This is a genomic window from Streptomyces sp. NPDC042100, assembly GCF_055582325.1.
The window spans coordinates 168412-186949 of sequence record NZ_JBVJDK010000002.1 but is presented as its reverse complement, the minus strand read 5'-3'; the positions used below and the strand labels follow the sequence as shown (position 1 = coordinate 186949).

Annotated in this window: 20 protein-coding genes; 12 read left to right on the top strand and 8 right to left on the bottom strand. The window is 75.6% G+C overall.

Features of this window, described 5'->3' with window-relative positions; genetic code table 11:
- Nucleotides 1–22: 22 nt before the first annotated feature.
- The 3 genes from ACZ6J5_RS05080 to ACZ6J5_RS05070 all read right to left on the bottom strand — a co-directional run bounded on the left by ACZ6J5_RS05080 (nt 23) and on the right by ACZ6J5_RS05070 (nt 2945).
- Nucleotides 23–787 (bottom strand): SDR family NAD(P)-dependent oxidoreductase, encoded by a 765-nt coding sequence (locus ACZ6J5_RS05080; protein ID WP_469387735.1) that lies wholly within the window; start codon nt 785–787, stop codon nt 23–25.
- A 49-nt stretch (nt 788–836) separates the two neighbouring features.
- The gene (locus ACZ6J5_RS05075) at nt 837–2258 is read right to left on the bottom strand and encodes an MFS transporter (protein ID WP_469387733.1); all 1422 of its coding nucleotides are present in this window, start codon (nt 2256–2258) and stop codon (nt 837–839) included.
- Between the two features lie 102 nt (nt 2259–2360).
- Nucleotides 2361–2945 (bottom strand): TetR/AcrR family transcriptional regulator, encoded by a 585-nt coding sequence (locus ACZ6J5_RS05070; RefSeq protein WP_469387731.1) that lies wholly within the window; start codon nt 2943–2945, stop codon nt 2361–2363.
- Between the two features lie 210 nt (nt 2946–3155).
- On the opposite strand from ACZ6J5_RS05070, the gene ACZ6J5_RS05065 reads away from it, so the two are divergent.
- From ACZ6J5_RS05065 to ACZ6J5_RS05055, 3 genes are read left to right on the top strand one after another with little or no spacing between them, the layout of a single operon-like run.
- On the top strand, nt 3156–4538 hold the full coding sequence (locus ACZ6J5_RS05065) for a ferredoxin reductase family protein (protein ID WP_469387729.1): 1383 nt from the start codon (nt 3156–3158) through the stop codon (nt 4536–4538).
- Nucleotides 4531–4719 carry a hypothetical protein gene (locus ACZ6J5_RS05060; protein ID WP_469387727.1) on the top strand — a complete coding sequence of 63 codons (189 nt, stop codon included), beginning with the start codon at nt 4531–4533 and terminating at the stop codon, nt 4717–4719. Before ACZ6J5_RS05065 ends, ACZ6J5_RS05060 begins: the two co-directional genes overlap by 8 nt.
- Before the next feature lie 36 nt (nt 4720–4755).
- The gene (locus ACZ6J5_RS05055) at nt 4756–5541 is read left to right on the top strand and encodes a sulfite exporter TauE/SafE family protein (protein WP_362483029.1); all 786 of its coding nucleotides are present in this window, start codon (nt 4756–4758) and stop codon (nt 5539–5541) included.
- Between the two features lie 33 nt (nt 5542–5574).
- On the opposite strand, the gene ACZ6J5_RS05050 is transcribed toward ACZ6J5_RS05055, so the two are convergent.
- From ACZ6J5_RS05050 to ACZ6J5_RS05040, 3 genes are all read right to left on the bottom strand, one after another.
- A complete protein-coding gene (locus tag ACZ6J5_RS05050; protein ID WP_469387724.1) occupies nt 5575–6195 on the bottom strand; it encodes a class F sortase in 621 nt (206 codons plus the stop codon).
- A gap of 63 nt (nt 6196–6258) precedes the next feature.
- A complete protein-coding gene (locus ACZ6J5_RS05045) occupies nt 6259–6801 on the bottom strand; it encodes a hypothetical protein (RefSeq protein ID WP_469387722.1) in 543 nt (180 codons plus the stop codon).
- Nucleotides 6802–7172: 371 nt separating this feature from the next.
- A complete protein-coding gene (locus ACZ6J5_RS05040; protein WP_469387720.1) occupies nt 7173–7988 on the bottom strand; it encodes an aminotransferase class IV in 816 nt (271 codons plus the stop codon).
- A 68-nt stretch (nt 7989–8056) separates the two neighbouring features.
- On the opposite strand from ACZ6J5_RS05040, the gene ACZ6J5_RS05035 reads away from it, so the two are divergent.
- The 6 genes from ACZ6J5_RS05035 to ACZ6J5_RS05010 are packed head-to-tail and all read left to right on the top strand — an operon-like array spanning nt 8057 to nt 13299.
- Nucleotides 8057–8656 (top strand): NADPH-dependent FMN reductase, encoded by a 600-nt coding sequence (locus ACZ6J5_RS05035; protein WP_469387718.1) that lies wholly within the window; start codon nt 8057–8059, stop codon nt 8654–8656.
- Between the two features lie 18 nt (nt 8657–8674).
- The gene (locus ACZ6J5_RS05030) at nt 8675–10438 is read left to right on the top strand and encodes an ABC transporter ATP-binding protein (protein ID WP_469387716.1); all 1764 of its coding nucleotides are present in this window, start codon (nt 8675–8677) and stop codon (nt 10436–10438) included.
- On the top strand, nt 10435–12420 hold the full coding sequence (locus ACZ6J5_RS05025) for an ABC transporter ATP-binding protein (protein ID WP_469387714.1): 1986 nt from the start codon (nt 10435–10437) through the stop codon (nt 12418–12420). The genes ACZ6J5_RS05030 and ACZ6J5_RS05025 overlap by 4 nt, the downstream gene beginning before the upstream one ends.
- A gap of 17 nt (nt 12421–12437) precedes the next feature.
- Complete coding sequence (locus tag ACZ6J5_RS05020; RefSeq protein ID WP_469387713.1) at nt 12438–12593, top strand: hypothetical protein; 156 nt, start codon at nt 12438–12440, stop codon at nt 12591–12593.
- Nucleotides 12590–12916 (top strand): divalent-cation tolerance protein CutA, encoded by a 327-nt coding sequence (cutA, locus tag ACZ6J5_RS05015; RefSeq protein WP_469387711.1) that lies wholly within the window; start codon nt 12590–12592, stop codon nt 12914–12916. Before ACZ6J5_RS05020 ends, cutA begins: the two co-directional genes overlap by 4 nt.
- Nucleotides 12913–13299 (top strand): gamma-glutamylcyclotransferase family protein, encoded by a 387-nt coding sequence (locus tag ACZ6J5_RS05010; protein ID WP_469387709.1) that lies wholly within the window; start codon nt 12913–12915, stop codon nt 13297–13299. Before cutA ends, ACZ6J5_RS05010 begins: the two co-directional genes overlap by 4 nt.
- 20 nt (nt 13300–13319) lie before the next feature.
- Here the strand turns inward: ACZ6J5_RS05010 and ACZ6J5_RS05005 are convergent, their stop codons facing one another.
- Complete coding sequence (locus ACZ6J5_RS05005; protein WP_469387707.1) at nt 13320–14009, bottom strand: SanA/YdcF family protein; 690 nt, start codon at nt 14007–14009, stop codon at nt 13320–13322.
- A gap of 39 nt (nt 14010–14048) precedes the next feature.
- Nucleotides 14049–14864, bottom strand: a complete 816-nt coding sequence (locus ACZ6J5_RS05000) for an aquaporin (protein ID WP_469387705.1) — start codon at nt 14862–14864, stop codon at nt 14049–14051.
- A 74-nt stretch (nt 14865–14938) separates the two neighbouring features.
- Between ACZ6J5_RS05000 and ACZ6J5_RS04995 the strand changes: the two genes are divergently transcribed.
- From ACZ6J5_RS04995 to ACZ6J5_RS04985, 3 genes are all read left to right on the top strand, one after another.
- Entirely contained in the window at nt 14939–15640 is a 702-nt protein-coding gene (locus ACZ6J5_RS04995) for a hypothetical protein (protein ID WP_469387703.1), read from the top strand.
- 177 nt (nt 15641–15817) lie between these two features.
- Nucleotides 15818–17149, top strand: a complete 1332-nt coding sequence (locus tag ACZ6J5_RS04990; protein WP_469388650.1) for a deoxyguanosinetriphosphate triphosphohydrolase — start codon at nt 15818–15820, stop codon at nt 17147–17149.
- A 126-nt stretch (nt 17150–17275) separates the two neighbouring features.
- Complete coding sequence (locus ACZ6J5_RS04985; RefSeq protein ID WP_469387701.1) at nt 17276–18538, top strand: NAD(P)/FAD-dependent oxidoreductase; 1263 nt, start codon at nt 17276–17278, stop codon at nt 18536–18538.

Below are 18538 nucleotides of genomic sequence, written 5' to 3'. Positions count from 1 at the left end.
GGGACCCGCCCGCGCGTGCGGGTCAGGCGGAGACGCCGCCGTCGACGACCAGGTCCGCGCCGACCGTCGAGCCGGCGGCGTCGGAGGCCAGGTGCAGCACCGCCGCCGCCACCTCCGCCGCCGAGGAGATCCGGCCCAGCGGCGACTCCTCCTTCATCCGGACCGCCCGCTCGGCCTCGGTCTCGCCCGGCCGCAGCGACATCGAGGACTCCGAGGCCCCCGGGCTCACCGCGTTGATCCGGATGCCGTCGGCCACGTGGTCGAGGGCGGCGGCCCGGGTGAGCGCGGAGACGGCCGCCTTGGAGACCTGGTAGCCGAAGACGCCCGGGATCCGCACGTGCGGGCCCAGGTTGGACGAGATGTTGACGATCGCCCCGCCGCCGTGGCCGCGCATGTGGGCGATCTCCGCCTGGAGCGCGTGCAGCACGCCCGTGACGTTGACGTCGAGCAGTGTGTGCCAGTCCTCCAGCGGGAAGTCGCCGGCGGAGTGCCCGCCCCGGAACACCCCCGCGTTGTTGACGGCGACGTCGAGCCCGCCGAAGGCCGCGACCGTCGAGGCGACCAGCCGGCGCATGGACCCGGCGTCGGCCACGTCGGCGGTGAAGGCGGCGGCGGTGCCGCCCTCGGCCTCGATCAGCGCCACCGTCTCGTCGAGGGGCGCGGCGCCGCGGCCGGCCACGGCCACCCTGGCGCCCTCGGCGGCGAAGGCGAGCGCGATGGCCCGGCCGAGGCCGCTCCCGCCGCCGGTGACGAGGACGGTGCGGCCGGTGAAGCGTGCGGAGGTCATGTCTGCTCCTTGAGCGGTGTCGGTGGTGTCGGTGGTGGTGCGAAACGATTCAGCGGGTACGGGAGGCCGCCGCGGCCAGCGCCGCGAAGGCCAGCGCCGTCGCCGCGAGCGAGGCGGCGTCCGTGCCGAGGGTCAGCACGGCGGCGAAGACGACGGTGGGGCCCAGCTCCATCGCGGTGTTGAGGACACCGCCCGCGAGCCCGCCCCGCTCGGGCGGCACGCCCTCGGTGGCCAGCACGCTCGACCCCGCGAAGGAGACCGCCGCGCCCGCCGGGAGCAGCAGCAGCCCGGGCAGCAGCCCGTACGCGTAGGGCACGGCCGGGTCGAGGCCGGTCGCCGCGAGGAGCCCGAGGCCCGCGGCCCCGGTGGCGAGTCCGGCGGCGGTCGCGCGGCCCGCCCCGTACCGCCGGATCAGCGGACCGGCGGCCCGGCCCGCGAGCAGCAGGGCGGCGGCGAACGGCACGAAGGCGCCGGAGGTGCGCAGCGCGGACCAGCCGCGCCCGTCCTGGAGGCCGAGCGACAGCAGGACGAAGACCCCGGCGGTGCCGGCGGCGGTGAGCGCGACGCCCGCCAGCCCGAGGACCCGCCGCCGGTCGCGCAGGAACGCCGGCGGCAGCAGGGGGTCGGCGGCCCGCCGCTCGGCGAGCGCGAAGCCCGCGAGCAGCGCCGCGCCGCCGAGCAGCGGGACGAGGACGGCGGCCGAGGCCCAGGGGTGGGCGTCGGTGAGCACGAGCCCGTAGCTGGCCAGGGAGATGCCGGTGGTGGCGAGCAGCGCGCCGGGGAGGTCGAGGCCGCGGGCGGCGCCCGGCTCCCGCGCGGGGCCCGTGCCCGTGCCCGCGCCCGTGCCCGGCAGCAGGCGCGGGGCGAGCAGCAGCGCGGCGGCGGTGACGGCGACCGGGACGGCGAAGCTCCAGCGCCAGGAGGCGGCGGCCGAGATCACCCCGGAGAGCAGGTTGCCCGCGGTCGCGCCGAGGACGGAGCGGCCGCCCCAGGTGGCCATGGCCCTGCCGTACGCGGCGGGCGCCGGGTACAGGGCGCGCAGCAGGCCCATCGCGGCGGGCGCGACGAGCGCGGCGCCGAGCCCCTGGGCGAAGCGGGCGGCGAGCAGCGTCCCGTAGCCGGGGGCGAGCGGGGCGAGGGCGGAGGCGGCGCCGAAGACGAGGAGCCCGGCGGTCAGCGCTTGGCGCCCGCCGTACCGGTCGGCCAGCCGGCCGCCGAAGAGCAGCAGCCCGGCGAAGGTCAGTCCGTAGGCGGCGCTGAGGAGGATGAGTTCGGCCCGGTCCAGGCGCAGTTCGGCGCCGATCCGGGGGAGCGGCACGGCGAGCGAGGCGAGGGTGAAGATCAGGGTGGCCTGGACGGTGCCGAGGAGCGCGAAGGCGGCGGCGGGGGAGCGTGCGGGGCGGGCCGTGCGGGCCGCCCGCCGCGTGTGCCGAGGCGCTGCCTGGTCCCGTGTGAGCGTCCTGCTGTTCATGCGTCCCCCTGTAATTGACCGTACGTTCCAGAATGAAGGCCGAAGAAAGGGCGCCCGACGGCGCCCCTCCCGCGTGCCCGCTGTGCCTGTCGTGCCCGCGGCTCAGTCCAGCAGTGTCAGCGCCTGCTCCGCCGCGTCGTGCACCCTGCCTGGGTCGCTCGACGCCTTGCCGACCACCCGCAGGCCCTGGAGCAGCACCAGCAGCATCCGCGCGAGCGCCTTCGGGTCCCGGTCCGCCGGGAGCTCGCCCTGCGCGGCCGCCCGCACGAGCGCCGCGTGCAGCAGCGTCTCCAGCGTCTGCCAGCTGTGCTCCACCCGGCGCGCCACGCCCGGGTCGCGCGGTCCCAGCTCCGCCGCCGAGTTGGTGACCAGGCAGCCCCGCAGCCGGGTCTCGTCCGCGCCCGACTCGGCCGCGAAGCGGCGCACCAGCGCCCGGACCGCCGGCAGCGCGGGCCCCGGCGCGGACAGCTCCTCGAACAGGCGCGGGTTCTGCGTCTGCGCGTACCGCTCCATCGCCTTCAGGTACAGCTCGTGCTTGCTGCCGAAGGTCGCGTAGAGGCTGGCCCGGCCGATGCCCAGGCGCTCGACCAGGTCGGCCATGCTGGTCGCCTCGTAACCCCGCTCCCAGAACAGGTCGAGCGCCGAGCGGAGGGCCGCGTCCGGGTCGAATTCCTTGGTCCGTGCCATGGGAGGACCGTACGCCTTTCTGGAACGTACGGTCAATATGGTGGGCCGAACAGTCGCGACAGGAAGCGGACCGTGGCGGCCGTGGGCCCCGGACACCGCACGCGGCCAGCATTAACCCCCGGTGAGGCGCCGCTCAAGGCGGACTTAAGGATCCGGCGGGCGGCGGCGCGGGGAGCTTCCGGAAGGGGCGGGCGACCTAGGGTGCCGGTCGTGACCACCGAGGCTCCGCACCCTCTCTACGCCCCGCTCGCCGTGCCGGTGACCCCCGCGCCGCCCCGCCCCGAGCCCGCGCCGCCCCGCCTCTCGCCCGAGCGGCTGCGCACCGCCGTCGCCGCCGGCGCCGGGGCCGTCGCCCTCGCCTGGGGCGCGCAGGCCCGCCCGTCCGGCCGGCTCGACGCGCTGTTCGCGACCGGCGCCCACCTCACCGGGCTGCTCGCCGGCTACGGGGTGCTCGTCATGCTGGCGCTGATGGCCCGGATCCCGGCCGTCGAGCACGGCGTCGGCGCCGACCGGCTGGCCCGCTGGCACGCCCGAGGCGGACGGTACGTCCTCGGGCTCGTCGCCGCCCACGGGGTGCTCGCCCTGTGCGCCTACGCCCTGCACACCGGCGCCGACCTGTTCGCCGCCGTCCGGGGGCTGCTCGGCTACTTCTGGGTCGCCGCCGCCTGTGTCGCGGCCCTGCTCTTCGCGGGCGTCGGAGCCGCCTCGGCGGCGCGGCGGCACCTGCGGCACGAGACCTGGCGGCGCATCCACCTGCTCAGCCACCTCGCGGCGGCGCTCGGCTTCGTGCACCAGCTCGCCGGGCCCGACGTCGAGGGGCCGGTGGTCCGCTGGCTGTGGGCGATGGCGCACGCGACGGTCGCCGTCCTCCTCGTCTGGTACCGGATCGTGGTGCCCGTGCGGCGGGCGCTGCGGCACGACCTGCGGGTCGCGGAGGTCGTCGCCGAGGGGCCCGACACGGTCTCCGTGCTGGTCCGGGGCAGGGGAGTGGCCGAGCTGCGGGCGGAGCCGGGGCAGTTCTTCCGCTGGCGCTTCCTGCGGCCGGGGCTGCGCTCCACCGCGCTGCCCTTCTCGCTCTCGGCGCCCGTCCGCGACGACGTGCTGCGGATCACCGTGAAGGTGTGCGGCGACCACACCCGGCGGATCCGGCGGCTGCGCCCCGGCACCCGGGTGGTCGCCACCGGGCCGTTCGGCGCGCTCACCGCGCACCGGCGCACCCGGCGCAAGGTGCTGCTGCTGGCGGGCGGCGTCGGCATCACCCCGCTGCGGGCCCTGTTCGAGACCCTGGACGGCGGGCCCGGCGACCTGACGCTGCTCTACCGGGCGTCCGACGCGGGCGCGCTGGTGCTGCGGGCGGAGCTGGAGGCCATCGCGTACGAGCGGGGGGCGGCGCTGCACTTCCTGCTCGGGCCGTCCGACGACTCCTTCGACCCGCTGGCGCCCCGGGCGCTGCGCAACCTCGTGCCGGACCTGGCCGCCCACGACGTCTACCTGTGCGGGCCGCCCGGGATGGCGCGGGCCGCGACCGCGTCCCTGATCAAGGCCGGGGTGCCGGCCCGCCGCATCCACAGTGAGGACTTCAGCCATGCCTAGCCACCACCGCCGGGTCCCGCGCGACCGGGTCCGCCGCCGGACCGCCGCCGGGCTGCTCGCCGCCGGAGCCTGCGCCGCCACGCTGCTGACCGTCGTCCTGCACCCGGAGGGCCCGCCGGCCCCGGACCGGGCGCCGGCCGGCTCCGTAAGCTCTGGCGTAGCTCAACTCTCCAAGGACTGATGGAACGGCCAGCCATTTCTTCTCTAGGCTCGCGCCATGCCTGACATATCCCTGACGACTCTGGTCCTGCTCTGTCTCGCCGCGCTGGTCGCGGGCTGGATCGACGCCGTGGTCGGGGGCGGCGGACTGCTCCTGCTGCCCGCCCTGCTGCTCGGGCTGCCGCACCTGCCCGCCGCCCAGATCCTGGGCACCAACAAGGCCGTCGCGATCGTCGGCACCTCGGGCGCCGCCGTCACCTACGTCCGCAAGGCGCCGGTCGCGGTGGGGCGGGCGGTGCGGATCGGGTGCGCCGCGCTGGCCGGTTCGATGGGCGGGGCCTTCTTCGCCGCCGGGATCAGCAGCCAGGTGCTGCGCCCGGTGATCATGGTGGTGCTGGTCGGCGTCGCCCTCTTCGTGCTCTTCCGCCCCTCCTTCGGCACCCGCCCGGAGGGCGCCGCCCAGCCGCCGCTCACCCGGGCCCGGATCATCACCGCGATCGTGGTGGTCGGCGGCGGCATCGGCTTCTACGACGGGCTCTTCGGCCCGGGCACCGGCACCTTCCTGGTGCTGGCCCTGACCGCCGTGCTCCGGCTCGACCTGGTGACGGCCTCCGCGACCGCCAAGATCGTCAACGTCTGCACCAACGTGGGCGCGCTCGCGATGTTCGCCTACCACGGCAGCGTGCTGTGGCAGCTCGCGGCGGTCATGGCCGTCTTCAACCTGGCGGGCGGCATGGTCGGCGCCCGGATGGCCCTGAGCAAGGGTGCCGAGTTCGTCCGGGGGGTGCTGCTGGTGGTCGTCTTCTCCCTGGTCGCCAAGCTGGCGTTCGACCAGTGGGCGTAGTGTCTCCGGGCGGGCGGGACCGGAAGGCCGCCCTCAGCGCACCCCGATCAGGTGCCCGAAGGCGACCACGTTGCCCTGGTAGCCGCCGTCCTTGCGGGAGAAGCCGCCGCCGCAGGTGATCACCCGGAGCTCGGCGCGGTCCGCCTCGCCGTAGACCTTCGTGTCGGGGAAGCGGTCCTTGTCGTAGACCTCGACCGCGTCGACCGTGAACACGGCGGTGCGTCCGTCCTGCCGCAGCACCTCGACCCGGTGGCCCTTCTTCAGGGCGCCCAGCGCGTAGAAGACCGCCGGGCCCCGGTCGTTGTCGACGTGTCCGGCGACGATCGCGGTGCCCTTGGCGCCGGGTGTGGTGCCGTCCTCGTACCAGCCGGCCAGATTGCGGTCGGACGCCGGCGGCACCTCCAGGGAGCCCTTCGCGTCCAGGCCGAGGGTGGTCAGCGGGGTGTCCACGTCGATCTCCGGGATGCGCATCCGCAGCGGCTGCGAGGGCGGCAGCGGGTCCGCGGCGGCGTCCGTGTGGACACTGGGCCCGGCGGCGAAGGCCTGGGCGGCGGAGGGGACGGGCGGGGTGATCTCGCCCGAGCCGTTCTGGATCAGCCACAGGCCGACGCAGGCGGCGACGGCTATGCCCCAGCCCTTGCTGCTGTTGGTCACGGACGTCCTCCGACGGGGGGTGGTCCCGCCCCCGCGGGGCGGGGGCGGGACGGGGCGGTACGGTCAGTCCCCCTGCGCGCCGCTCGCCCGGCGGCGCAGGAGCCAGGTACCGCCCACGGCGGCCGCGGCCAGCACCGCCGCGCCCGCCGTGACCTGGGCGGTGTCGGGGCCCACGCTGCCGCCGACACCGGTCTGCACATGGCCGCTCGGGCTCTTGTGCTTGACGAAGAGCTCGCCGCGGGCGGTCCGCCCGTTGTCGCAGGCGACGCTGATGCCGTAGCTCCCGGAGCGGGCGTGGTGCGGCACGGTGAACCGGCCCACCACGACCTCCTTGTGCGTGCTCGGGTTGAGCTGGAAGTCGCCCGCGCCGAGCGAGTTCGCGTCGCCGACGCCGTGGCCGTGGGAGCCGCAGGCGAGGGTGTTGACGGTGACGGTGCTCCCGGGGTCGGCGGAGGACGGGAAGATCTCCAGCGCCTCGGGGCGTCCGTCGTGCCCGTCGTTGCCGTTGTTCGCGTATGCCAGGGGCGCGGCGAGGGCTCCGAGGGCCCCGAGGGCGACGGCGGCCACCGCGGTGCGGGTGAGCAGGGGGACAGGGGTGCGGCGCATGGGGGGCCTCCGTGGCGCGCGGGCGGTCTTGCGGAAAGGGGCTTCCGTAGGACCGAGATAAATGCGTGCGGAGGTCACGCGCCTGCTGATGTCCCATCAGAATTGCTCCGTCCGGTGTGGCGCGTCCGCTGGCGCCGATGCGTCTTCGCAGGTCAGAGCGGGTGTCGTGGCGTCAGCTGACGGGGCGTGCCGAACGGGTGAGCGGTGCCGGGAGCCCCCGCCGGGAGCCCCCGCTGGGAGCCCCCGCCGGGGGCTCCCAGCGGGGCGGGGCTCCGGGGGGCCTGCGGCGGGGGCGGGTCCGGGGGGGTCCGCGGCGGTGCGCGCGGGGCCCGGCCGGGGCGGCGCCGTGGGGCCCGGCGACGGCGCCCCGGTCAGACGGTCTCCCATGGGGCCGCCGCGTACGCCGCGTACACCCGGTCCATCAGCTCCTCGTCCACCGTGAGCTCGACCCCGTCGATCCGGGAGACCGGGGCGATGCCCCGCGAGTTCGTCACGAAGGCCGAGCGGAAGCCGGGCAGGTCCGCCAGGGTGACCCGGCGGGTGGTCGAGGGCAGCCGTGGGGCGAGCAGCGTCATCGTGATGCCGGCCAGGCAGGGCGCCGACGGCCAGATCACCGAAGTGCCGTCCCAGAAGGCGATGTTGGTGACCGCGCCCTCGGAGACCTCGCCGTCCGGAGCGGTCAGCAGCGCCTCGTCGAAGCCCGCCCGGCGGGCCGCCTCGCCGTGGAAGGTCTGGCCGAAGCCGCCCAGGTGCTTGATGTGCGCGGCGGGCCGCCCGTACGTGACCGAGCGCAGCGCCTGCGGGGTGCGGTCCGGCGGGAAGGGGGCCCGTACGGTCACGACGGTGCGGGCGCCCTCGTACACGTACACCCGCACGGACGCGTCCCGCCGCCCCGTCGCGTCCAGGGCGCCGCCGATGAGGGCGCGGACCCGGCCGCCGTCCAGGCCCCGGTCGAAGAGCTCGCGGGTGGACCGGTCCAGCCGCTCCAGGTGCAGCCCGAGGCCCTGTGTCCGGCCCTCGCGCACCTGCATCGCGGTGAAGTGGCCGTAGCCGCTCATCAGGGTCGCGAGGAGCTCCGGGTCGGCGGCGGGGGAGCCGTCCACCTCGACGTGCAGGGCGGGGGTCCCGGCCGGGGTGCCGGCGGGGGTCTCGGCGGGTGGCGGGGCGGGCGCGGCGGGGGTGGTCATGGGCCCCACCGTATGCCCGGAGGGCGGGGCTTGACCTCAAGTTAAGTCGAGGTACCACGATCCTCGGCATGGACCTCACGACCGCCCAGCAGGGCCCCCTCCGTCTCGCCGTCATCGTCGCCAGCAACCGCGAGGGCCGCTTCGGCCCCGTCGTCGCCGACTGGTTCACCGCCCGTACCGCCGAGCGCGACGACTTCGCCGTCGACCTCGTCGACCTCGCCGGGGTCGACCTCCCCACCGCCCTCTCGCACGCCCCCGCCCCCGCCGTCCGCGCCGAACTCGCCAAGGTCACCCCGGTCCTGGCCGCCGCCGACGCCTTCGTCGTCCTCACCCCGGAGTACAACCACTCCTTCCCCGCCGCCCTCAAGTCCCTCATCGACTGGCACTTCGGCGAATGGCAGGCCAAGCCCGTCGGCTTCGTCTCCTACGGCGGCATGTCCGGCGGCCTGCGCGCCGTCGAGCAACTCCGCCAGGTCTACGCCGAGATGCACGCCGTCACCGTCCGCGACACCGTCTCCTTCCACGGCGCCCACGGCCGTTTCCACGAGGACGGCACCCCCAAGGACCCCGAGGGCACCGAAGCCGCCGCGACGTCCATGCTCGACCAGCTCGCCTGGTGGGCCCACGCCCTGCGCGACGCCAAGGCCGTCCGCCCGTACGCCGGTTGAGCGGAAGGACGCCCCGTCATGCTGCTGCGCCTCCTCGCCGCCCGGCTCGGCCCCCACCGCCCCCGGCTCGCGTCGCTCGTCCTGCTCCAGCTCGTCCAGGTGCTCGCCTCCCTCGCCCTGCCCACCCTCAACGCCGACGTCATCGACCGGGGCGTGCTGCGCGGCGACACCGTCCGCGTCCTGACCGGCGGCGGGCTCATGCTCGCCGTCACCCTCCTCCAGGCCGCGGCGGCGGCCGCCGCCGGCTACACCGGCGCCAGGATCGCCATGGGCGTCGCCCGCGACCTGCGCTCCGAGGCCTTCCGCCGCGTCCAGGACTTCTCCGCCCGCGAGACCGGCCGCTTCGGCACCGCCTCGCTCATCACCCGCACCACCAACGACGTCCAGCAGATCCAGACCTTCGCCGTGCTCGTCCTCACCATGCTGGTCCCCGCGCCCCTGCTGTGCCTCGGCGGCCTCGCCATGGCCTTCGGCCAGGACGTCCCGCTCTTCCTCGTGCTGCTGCTCTTCGTCCCCGTGATGGCCGGCGCCGTCGGCACCGTCGTCCTGCGGATGCGGCCCCTGTTCCGGGGGATGCAGCACCGCGTCGACCGGGTCAACCGGCTGCTCCGTGAGCAGATCACCGGCATCCGGGTCGTCCGCGCCTTCGTCCGCGACCGCCACGAACGGCGCCGCTTCGCCGCCGCCAACGACGAACTCCGCGACGTCGGACTGCGCGCCGCACGCCTCCAGGCCGTCATGTTCCCGACCGTCCTCGTCGTCTGGCAGCTCGCCACCCTCGGCATCGTCCTGGTCGGCGCCCACCGGATCGACTCCGGCGCCCTCCAGCCCGGCGGGCTCATCGCCTTCCTCGGCTATCTGCTCCAGATCTCCATGTCCGTGATGATGGTCCTCTTCCTCCTCATGCACATGCCGCGCGCCGAGGCCGGCGCCGAGCGCGTCCGCGAACTCCTCGACACCGTCCCCTCCGTCACCCCGCCCGCCGAGCCCCGGCCCCCGGCCGCCGACCCGGGCCTGCTCGACCTCGGCGGTGTCGGCTTCCGCTACCCCGGTGCCGAACAGCCCGTCCTCACCGACGTCTCCCTCGCCGCCCGCCCCGGCCGCACCACCGCCGTCATCGGCTCCACCGGCAGCGGCAAGTCCACCCTCCTCGGCCTGATCCCCCGCCTCCACGACACCACCGGCGGCCGCGTCACCCTCGGCGGCACCGACGTCCGCGCCCTCGACCCCGCGCTGCTCGCCCGCACCGTCGGCCTCGTCCCGCAGAAGCCGTACCTCTTCTCCGGCACCGTCGCCACCAACCTGCGGTACGGCAGACCCGACGCGACCGACGAGGAGCTCTGGCACGCCCTGGAGGTCGCCCAGGCCGCCGACTTCGTACGGAAGCTGCCGGCGGGGCTCGACGCGCCCGTCACCCAGGGCGGCGGCAACCTCTCCGGCGGCCAGCGCCAGCGCCTCGCCATCGCCCGGGTCCTCGTCGCCCGCCCCCGCGTGTACCTCTTCGACGACTCCTTCTCCGCCCTCGACAACGCCACCGACGCGCGCCTGCGCGCCGCCCTCGCGAAGGAGACCGCCGACGCCACCGTCGTCATCGTCGCCCAGCGCGTCTCCACCATCCGCGACGCCGACCGGATCGTCGTCCTCGACCACGGCCGGGTCGTCGGCACCGGCGGCCACGCCGAACTCCTCGCCGGCAACCCGACCTACCAGGAGATCGTCCGCTCCCAGTCCGGCCGGGAGCACGAGCCCACCCACCCCGGCGAGCAGGAGACCGCGGCATGACCACCAGCGCCCCCACCAGCGCCCCCGTCCGCGACCGCGACCCCGAGGCGGGCCCCGAGACGCCCCCCGCGACCGCCCCCGCCCGCGTCGGCCCCCCGGCGCACCAGCGCGGCCCCGGCGCCCCCACCCCCGCCCTCGAACGCTCCCTCCACTTCCGGGCGTCCGGCCTGCGTCTGCTGCGCACCCTCGCGCCCGACCGGCCGCTGCTCCTCGCCGTGCTCGCCGCCGCCGCCCTCGCCGTCGCCCTGTCCGTCCTCTCGCCGCTGCTCCTCGGCCACGCCACAGACCTCGTCGTCGGCGGTGCCCGCACTCCCGCCGGCGTCGACTTCGGCGCCGTCGGCCGGGCCCTCGCCGCCTCGGCCGCCGTCGTCGCCGCGGCCTCCCTCCTCACCTGGCTCCAGCAGCGCCTCGCCGCCGCCGTCGTCCAGCGCGCCGGCCACCGGATGCGCGCCGAGGCCCAGGCGAAGCTGTCCCGGCTGCCCCTCGGCCACGTCGACCGGCAGTCCCGAGGCGAGCTGCTCTCCCGTGCCACCAACGACGTCGACAACGTCGTCCAGACCCTCCAGCAGGCCCTCAGCCAGATGACCCGGGCCCTGCTCACCCTCGTCGGCGTGCTCGCCGCGATGTTCTGGATCTCCCCGCTGCTCGCCCTCGTCGTGCTCGGCACGGTGCCGCTGTCCGTCGGCGTCGCCGCGCTCGTCGGCCGCCGCGCCCAGCCCCAGTTCGTCCGCCAGTGGGCGGTGACCGGGCGGCTCAACGGGCACGTCGAGGAGATGGTCACCGGCCATGCCGAGGTCGTCGCCTTCGGGCGCCGCGAGGAGGCCGTCCGCCGCTTCGACGAGCTCGGCGACGAGCTGTACGGGGCCGCCTTCCGCGCCCAGGCCGTCTCCGGCTTCATCCAGCCCGCCCTCACCCTGGTCGGCAACCTCACCTACGTCCTCATCGCCGTCGCCGGCGGGCTGCGGGTCGCGAGCGGCACCCTCACCGTCGGCGACGTGCAGGCCTTCATCCAGTACTCGTACGAGTTCAACGGCCCGGTCACCCAGGTCGCCGCGATGGCCAACCTGCTCCAGTCCGGGGTGGCCTCCGCCGAGCGGGTCTTCGACCTCCTCGACGCCGAGGAGGAGCCCCCCGACCCCGCCGACCCGGTCCGCCCCGCGCCCCCCGAGGGCCGGGTCTCCTTCGAGCGGGTCTCCTTCCGCTACGAGGGCGGCGAGCCGCTCATCGAGGACCTCTCGCTCACCGTCGAGCCCGGCCGGACGGTCGCGATCGTCGGCCCCACCGGCGCCGGCAAGACCACCCTCGTCAACCTCCTCATGCGCTTCCACGAACTGACCGGCGGCCGGATCACCCTCGACGGCGTCGACATCGCGAGGATGACCCGCGAGGACCTGCGCGGCGGCATCGGCATGGTCCTCCAGGACACCTGGCTCTTCGGCGGCACCATCGCCGAGAACATCGCGTACGGGGTTCCCGGCGAGGTCTCCCGCGAACGGATCGTCCAGGCCGCCCGCGCCGCCCACGCCGACCGCTTCGTCCGCACCCTGCCCGACGGCTACGACACCGTCCTGGACGAGGACGGCGGCGGACTCAGCGCGGGCGAACGCCAGCTCGTCACCCTCGCCCGCGCCTTCCTCGCCGAACCCGCCGTGCTCGTCCTGGACGAGGCCACCAGCTCCGTCGACACCCGCACCGAGGTCCTGATCCAGCGCGCCATGACCGCCCTGCGCGCCGGCCGCACCAGCTTCGTCGTCGCCCACCGGCTCTCCACCGTCCGGGACGCCGACGTGATCCTGGTGATGGAGAACGGCACGATCGCGGAGCGCGGCAGCCACGCGGAACTCCTGGCCGCGCACGGCGCCTACGCCCGGCTGTACGCGGCCCAGTTCGCCCAAGGGGCTCTGGAGGAAGGCGAGTTGGCCTACCGTGACGGGGCACCGTCACGAGGCGCCGTGACGGGGCGCCGTCACGAGGCGCCGTGACGAGGAGGGGAGCGCCCGTGGCCGCCGTCCGCGAGGAGGAGACCCTGGCGCGCTCCCTGGTCCGCGTCCGCACCCGCTCCGGCGACATCGCCGGGGCGTTCACGGACGCCGAACGGGCGCTGCTGCCGGAGGGCACCCGGCCGGAACCGCCCTGCCGTACGGTGGGCGGGTGATTCCCGGCATCCTCACCGTCGACACCACCACCGACGCCCGCGCCAAGGCCGAGGCCCTGGCCCGGGGGGCCGTCGAGGCGCGGGTCGCCGCGTGCGCGCAGGTGTCCGGTCCCGTCACCTCCGTCTACCGCTGGCAGGGCGCGATCGAGACCGCCGAGGAGTGGCGGGTGACCTTCAAGACCACCGAGGCGCGGTACGCGGCCCTGGAGGCGCATCTGCTCGCCGCGCACGACTACGAGACGCCCGAGCTCCTCGCGACCCCGGTGGCGCGGGCGGGCGCCGCGTACGCGCGGTGGGTCGAGCGGGAGACCACCGCCCGGTGAGCGGCGCCGAACCGCCCTTCTTCGTGTACGGGACGCTGCGCCCCGGCGCGTACAACCACGACCGCTTCCTGCGCGGGCGCACCGGCGCCGAGGAGGAGGCGGTGCTGCCGGGGGCGCTGCTGCACGACGGTCCCGGGTACCCCTTCGCGGTCGCCGGACCGGGGCGCGTCGCGGGCGCCCTGCTCTCGGCCGCGCCCGGCCGCTACGGCGAACTCCTCGGCGTCCTGGACCGGCTGGAGGAGCCCGCGGGCTACGAGCGGGTGCTGCGCCAGGTGGTCCGGGCCCGCGACGGCGTACACGTGAGCGCCTGGGTGTACCTGGCGGCGCCGGGCGCCCCGCTGGGGCCGGTGATCGCGGGCGGCGACTGGTTCGGACGGCGCTGAGGCGGCTCCGGGAGGCCGGGTCAGGGCCGGGTGCGCGGTGGGGCGGCGAGGGCCTCGGCGACGCCGTCCTCGCGGGCGCCGAGGAAGTGCGGGTCGGGGCGCAGGGCCGCGTCGAGGGCGGCCTTGCCCGCCGCGGCGACCTCGCGGGTGGTGCCGTAGTACCAGGTGGCGTCGTGCGGTTCGGGTACGCCGACGCCGTACGACTCGACCCCGGCCGCGCCGCAGAGGGCGACGGCCCGCTTGATGTGGAAGTCCTGGGTGACGAGGACGGCCCGGTCCACGCCGAAGATCTTCTTGGCGCGGACGCAGGAGTCCCAGGTGTCGAAGCCCGCGTAGTCGCTGACGACCTTGTCGTCCGGGACGCCCCGGGCGGCGAGGTAGGCGCGCATGGCGCTGGGCTCGTCGTACTCGGTGCGGCTGTTGTCGCCGGTGACGAGCAGCACCCGCACCTTGCCGGTGCGGTAGAGCTCGGCGGCGGCGTCGAGGCGGTGCGCGAGGTACGGGGTGGGGCGGCCCTTCCACAGCCCGGCGCCGAAGACGACGCCGACGTCCCGCGCGGGCACGTCGGCGGTGGTGCGCAGCCGGTCCCCGGTGGTGACGTGCATCCAGGTGGCGGGGGCGAGGGCGAGCACGGCGCCGAGCATGACGGCCTGGACGGTGCGGCGGCGGGCCCGGGTGGTCCGGGGGAGCGGCAGGCGTACGCCGCGCATGGGGGTCCTCCGTGGTGGTGCGGGTCCGGTGCGGGTCGGTCACCTGCTCCGACGCGTGGGAGCGGCGTTCGGTTCACTCGCGGGGCCGGGCACCTGACCGGAGACCGGGCCGGAGACCGGAGTGGCCCCCGGAGTGGCCCCCGGGTCGGCACCCGGTCCGGACGGCCCGGTCCGCGGCCGTCCGCGTCCGTAGATCAGGACGGCCAGGCCCATGCCGAGCACCATCCCGAGCGACTGGGCGGCGGCGAAGGCGGCGACGGAGCCGGGGGCGATGCCGGTGAAGGAGTCGGAGAAGGCGCGGCCGACGGTGGCGGCGGGGTTGGCGAAGGAGCCGGAGGAGGTGGCCCAGATCGCGGCGCCGACGTAGCCGGCGACGGCGACCGGGGCGAGCGAGGAGCGGCCGATGCGGCGCAGTCCCTGGACGACGAGGACGAGCCCGGCGGTGGCGACGGCCTCGCCGATCAGCAGATGGGTCTCGGAGCGCCGTTCGGTGGCGAGGGTGCCGGGTGCGCGGCCGAACATCGCCTCGGCGAGCAGGGCGCCCGCGACGGCGCCGGCGAACTGGGCGCCGAGGTAGCAGGCGACCTCGGCGGCGCCGCCCTCGCGGCGGTTCGGCCACCACTCGGAGAGGGTGACGACGGGGTTGAAGTGGGCGCCGGACACGGGGCCGAGGAGGGCGATGAGCAGGCCGAGGCCGACGGCGGAGGCGAGGGCGTTGGCGAGCAGCCGGACGCCGAGGTCCTGGCTGAGGGAGTCGGCGCGGATGCCGGAGCCGACGATGACGGCGAGGAGGGCGGCGGTACCGGCGAACTCGGCGGTGACGCGCCGGGCGAGCGGGGCAGGGGACAGCATCATGGCGGAAAAGGTATTCCGTTATGCGGAACGAAAAAAGGGGAGAGGGAAAGAGGGAAACTCCCTATCATCCGCTGGTGATCAACGACTCCACCCTCCTCGCGGCCGCCGTCCGCAACAACGCCGACTGGTGCGACACGATGTGCCGCGCCCACGGACTGACCGGCGCCTTCGGCACCCGCGCCTGGACCAGCCCGCGCCGCACCCCGCTCTACTACCCGGACGCCGTCACCCTCGACGCGGACGCCACGCCCGCCGACGTGCTCGCCGCGATCGACCTCGGCGCGCCCGGCGCCTCGGTCAAGGACAGCTACGCGCGCCTGGACCTCGGCCCCGGCTTCCGGCCCCTCTTCGACGCGCACTGGATCCACCGCCCCGCCGGCGCCCCCGAGCTCCCCGTCACCGCCGGCCACCGGCCCGTCCGCACCCCGGACGCCCTCGCCGCCTGGGCGCTCGCCTGGAGCGACGGCGACGCGGAGGAGGCCGCGCTCTTCCGGCCGGAGCTGCTCGCCGACCCGGCCACGACCGTCGTCGGGGCCTACGACCCCGCCGGCCGGGTCCTCGGCGGCGCCGTCCTCACCGAGTCGGCCGGCGTCACCGGCGTCTCCAACCTCTTCACCGTCGCCGACGTCCCCGCCGCCCACGCCTGGTCCGGCGCCCTCGCCCACGCCGCCCCCGGCCTCCCGGTCGTCGGCTACGAGTCGGGCGACGCCCTGACGGACGCGAAGGCGGCGGGCTTCGCGGAGCTGGGCGTGCTGCGGATCTGGCTGGCGGCGTAGCCCGGCCCCGGGCTCCCGGGCCCGGCCCCGCCGGGAACTCTCCGCCGCTTGGTCCCGGTTGTCCGTCCCGGCGGCTACCGTCGGGGCATGGAAGGCATCGGAGACACCAAGGGCATCAGCGACATCAACGGCACCGGCGGCACCGGCGGCACTGACGACATCAACGGCACCGACGGCATCAACGGCTTCGACGGCACCCCCGGCACCCCCGGTACCCCCGGCGCCGACAGCACCCCCGGCTACGACGCCGACGCCACCGCGCGCTGGGCCGCCGAGCCCGACAAGCGGCCCGGGCGCACCGCCTTCCAGCGCGACCGGGCCCGGGTCCTGCACTCCGCCGCGCTGCGCCGGCTCGCCGGCAAGACCCAGGTCGTCACCCCCGGCACGCTCAGCCACGCCTGGGACGCCAGCCCCCGGACCCGGCTCACCCACTCCCTGGAGTGCGCCCAGGTCGGCCGGGAGCTCGGCGCGGCCCTCGGCTGCGACCCCGACCTCGTCGAAGCCGCCTGCCTCGCCCACGACATGGGCCACCCGCCCTTCGGGCACAACGGGGAGCAGGCGCTCAACGACTTCGCCAAGGACTGCGGCGGCTTCGAGGGCAACGCCCAGTCGCTGCGCCTGCTCACCCGCATCGAGCCCAAGCGCTTCGTCACCGACCCCGCCACCGGCGCCCAGGTCAGCGTCGGGCTCAACCTCACCCGCGCCGCCCTCGACGCCGCCACCAAGTACCCCTGGGGCCGGGGCGGGCACCCCACCGACCCCGGCTCGCCCAAGTTCGGCGTGTACGAGGACGACCTGCCGGTCTTCGCCTGGATCCGGGCCGGCGCCCCCGCCCACCGCAAGTGCTTCGAGGCCCAGGTGATGGACTGGTCCGACGACGTGGCCTACTCGGTGCACGACTTCGAGGACGGCCTGCACGCCGGCCACATCGACCCCGGCATGCTGCTCTCCGAGCCCGAGCGCGCCGACATCTGGACCGTCGCCCTCGGCCGCTACGTACCCGAGGACACCGACCCGCAGGAGCTCGCCGACGCCCTCGACCGCCTCGTCGACCAGGACTGGTGGCCGCACGGCTACGACGGCTCGGCCGTCGCCCAGGCCCGCCTCAAGGACGCCACCAGCCAGCTCATCGGACGCTTCTGCCTCGCCGCCGAGGGCGCCACCCGGCAGGCCTTCGGCTCCGGCCGCCTCACCCGCTACGGCGCCGAGCTCGTCGTCCCCCGCGAGACCCGCAACGAATGCGCCGTCCTCAAGGCCGTCGCCGACCGGTACGTGATGCAGCGCGCCGAGCAGGAGGCCCTCCGCGCCGACCAGCGGATCGTCCTCGCCGAGCTCGCCGACGCGCTCACCGCCCGCGCCCCCGAGGGGCTCGACCCCCAGTTCCGCGCCCTGTACGTCAGCGCGGAAGACGACCGTTCCCGCAAGCGGGTGATCGTCGATCAGATCGCCTCCCTCACCGACGCCTCCGCCCGCAGCCTCCACGCGAGCTTCCGCGCCCAGCGCGGGTAAGGGCCGTTCGCCCCCTTTCGGTGCCCCTCGCTCGTGCGGGACCCTCGCATCCAGGCCCCGAGGCGGACGGCCCGCGCCGGGCAGGGGCGTAGCGTAGTGAACCGGTCGCAAACAGGAGGAATGAACGTGGTCGACGCAGATCAGACCTTCGTCATCGTCGGCGGAGGGCTCGCCGGAGCCAAGGCCGCGGAGACGCTGCGCGCCGAGGGGTTCACCGGCCGGGTGATCCTCATCGGCGACGAACGCGACCACCCCTACGAACGCCCGCCCCTCTCCAAGGGCTACCTCCTCGGCAAGGAGGACCGCGACTCCGTCTTCGTCCACGAGCCCGCCTGGTACGCGCAGGCCGACATCGAGCTCCACCTCGGCCAGACGGTCGTCTCCATCGACCGCGAGGCCCGCACGGTCCGCCTCGGCGACGGCACCGTGATCCGCTACGACAAGCTGCTCCTCGCCACCGGCTCCGAGCCGCGCCGCCTCGACGTCCCCGGCACCGGCCTGGCCGGCGTGCACCACCTGCGCCGCCTCGCCCACGCCGACCGGCTGCGCCACGTCCTCGCCGCCCTCGGCCGGGACAACGGGCACCTGGTGATCGCCGGCGCCGGCTGGATCGGCCTGGAGGTCGCCGCCGCCGCCCGCGAGTACGGCGCCGAGGTCACCGTCATCGAGCCCGCCGCCACCCCGCTGCACCACGTCCTCGGCCCCGAGCTCGGCCAGCTCTTCGCCGACCTGCACGCCGACCACGGCGTCCGCTTCCACTTCGGCGCCAAGATCACCGAGATCACCGGCCAGGACGGCATGGTCCTCGCCGTCCGCACCGACGACGGCGAGGAGCACCCCGCCCACGACGTGCTCGCCGCCGTCGGCGCCGCCCCGCGCACCGTCCTCGCCGAGAACGCCGGGCTCGCCCTCGTCGACCGCGCCGACGGCGGCGGCATCGCCGTCGACGACGCGCTGCGCACCTCGGACCCCGACATCTTCGCCGCGGGCGACGTCGCCGCCGCCCACCACCCGTCGCTGCATACCCGGCTCCGCGTGGAGCACTGGGCCAACGCCCTCAACGGCGGCCCCGCCGCCGCCCGCGCCATGCTCGGACAGCCCGTCTCCTACGACCGCGTCCCCTACTTCTTCTCCGACCAGTACGACGTCGGCCTGGAGTACTCGGGCTGGGCGCCGCCCGGCGCGTACGACCAGGTCGTGCTCCGCGGCGACGTCGGCAAGCGGGAGTTCATCGCCTTCTGGCTGAAGGAGGGACGGGTCCTCGCCGGGATGAACGTGAATGTGTGGGACGTCACAGAGACCGTCCAGAGCCTGATCCGCTCCCGTGCCGCCGTGGACCCCGACGTTCTCGCCGACCCCTCGGTGCCCCTGGCGAGCCTGATCGGCTGA

Bases quoted from the DNA above. Each gene is read 5' to 3' on its own strand.
- ACZ6J5_RS05045 (WP_469387722.1), bottom strand. From the start codon at position 6,801: ATGCGCCGCACCCCTGTCCCCCTGCTCACCCGCACCGCGGTGGCCGCC.
- ACZ6J5_RS05055 (WP_362483029.1), top strand. From the start codon at position 4,756: ATGCCTGACATATCCCTGACGACTCTGGTCCTGCTCTGTCTCGCCGCG.
- ACZ6J5_RS05040 (WP_469387720.1), bottom strand. From the start codon at position 7,988: ATGACCACCCCCGCCGCGCCCGCCCCGCCACCCGCCGAGACCCCCGCC.
- ACZ6J5_RS05000 (WP_469387705.1), bottom strand. From the start codon at position 14,864: ATGATGCTGTCCCCTGCCCCGCTCGCCCGGCGCGTCACCGCCGAGTTC.
- ACZ6J5_RS05060 (WP_469387727.1), top strand. From the start codon at position 4,531: ATGCCTAGCCACCACCGCCGGGTCCCGCGCGACCGGGTCCGCCGCCGG.
- ACZ6J5_RS05025 (WP_469387714.1), top strand. From the start codon at position 10,435: ATGACCACCAGCGCCCCCACCAGCGCCCCCGTCCGCGACCGCGACCCC.
- ACZ6J5_RS05075 (WP_469387733.1), bottom strand. From the start codon at position 2,258: ATGAACAGCAGGACGCTCACACGGGACCAGGCAGCGCCTCGGCACACG.
- ACZ6J5_RS05030 (WP_469387716.1), top strand. From the start codon at position 8,675: ATGCTGCTGCGCCTCCTCGCCGCCCGGCTCGGCCCCCACCGCCCCCGG.
- ACZ6J5_RS05005 (WP_469387707.1), bottom strand. From the start codon at position 14,009: ATGCGCGGCGTACGCCTGCCGCTCCCCCGGACCACCCGGGCCCGCCGC.
- ACZ6J5_RS05080 (WP_469387735.1), bottom strand. From the start codon at position 787: ATGACCTCCGCACGCTTCACCGGCCGCACCGTCCTCGTCACCGGCGGC.
- ACZ6J5_RS05035 (WP_469387718.1), top strand. From the start codon at position 8,057: ATGGACCTCACGACCGCCCAGCAGGGCCCCCTCCGTCTCGCCGTCATC.
- ACZ6J5_RS05070 (WP_469387731.1), bottom strand. From the start codon at position 2,945: ATGGCACGGACCAAGGAATTCGACCCGGACGCGGCCCTCCGCTCGGCG.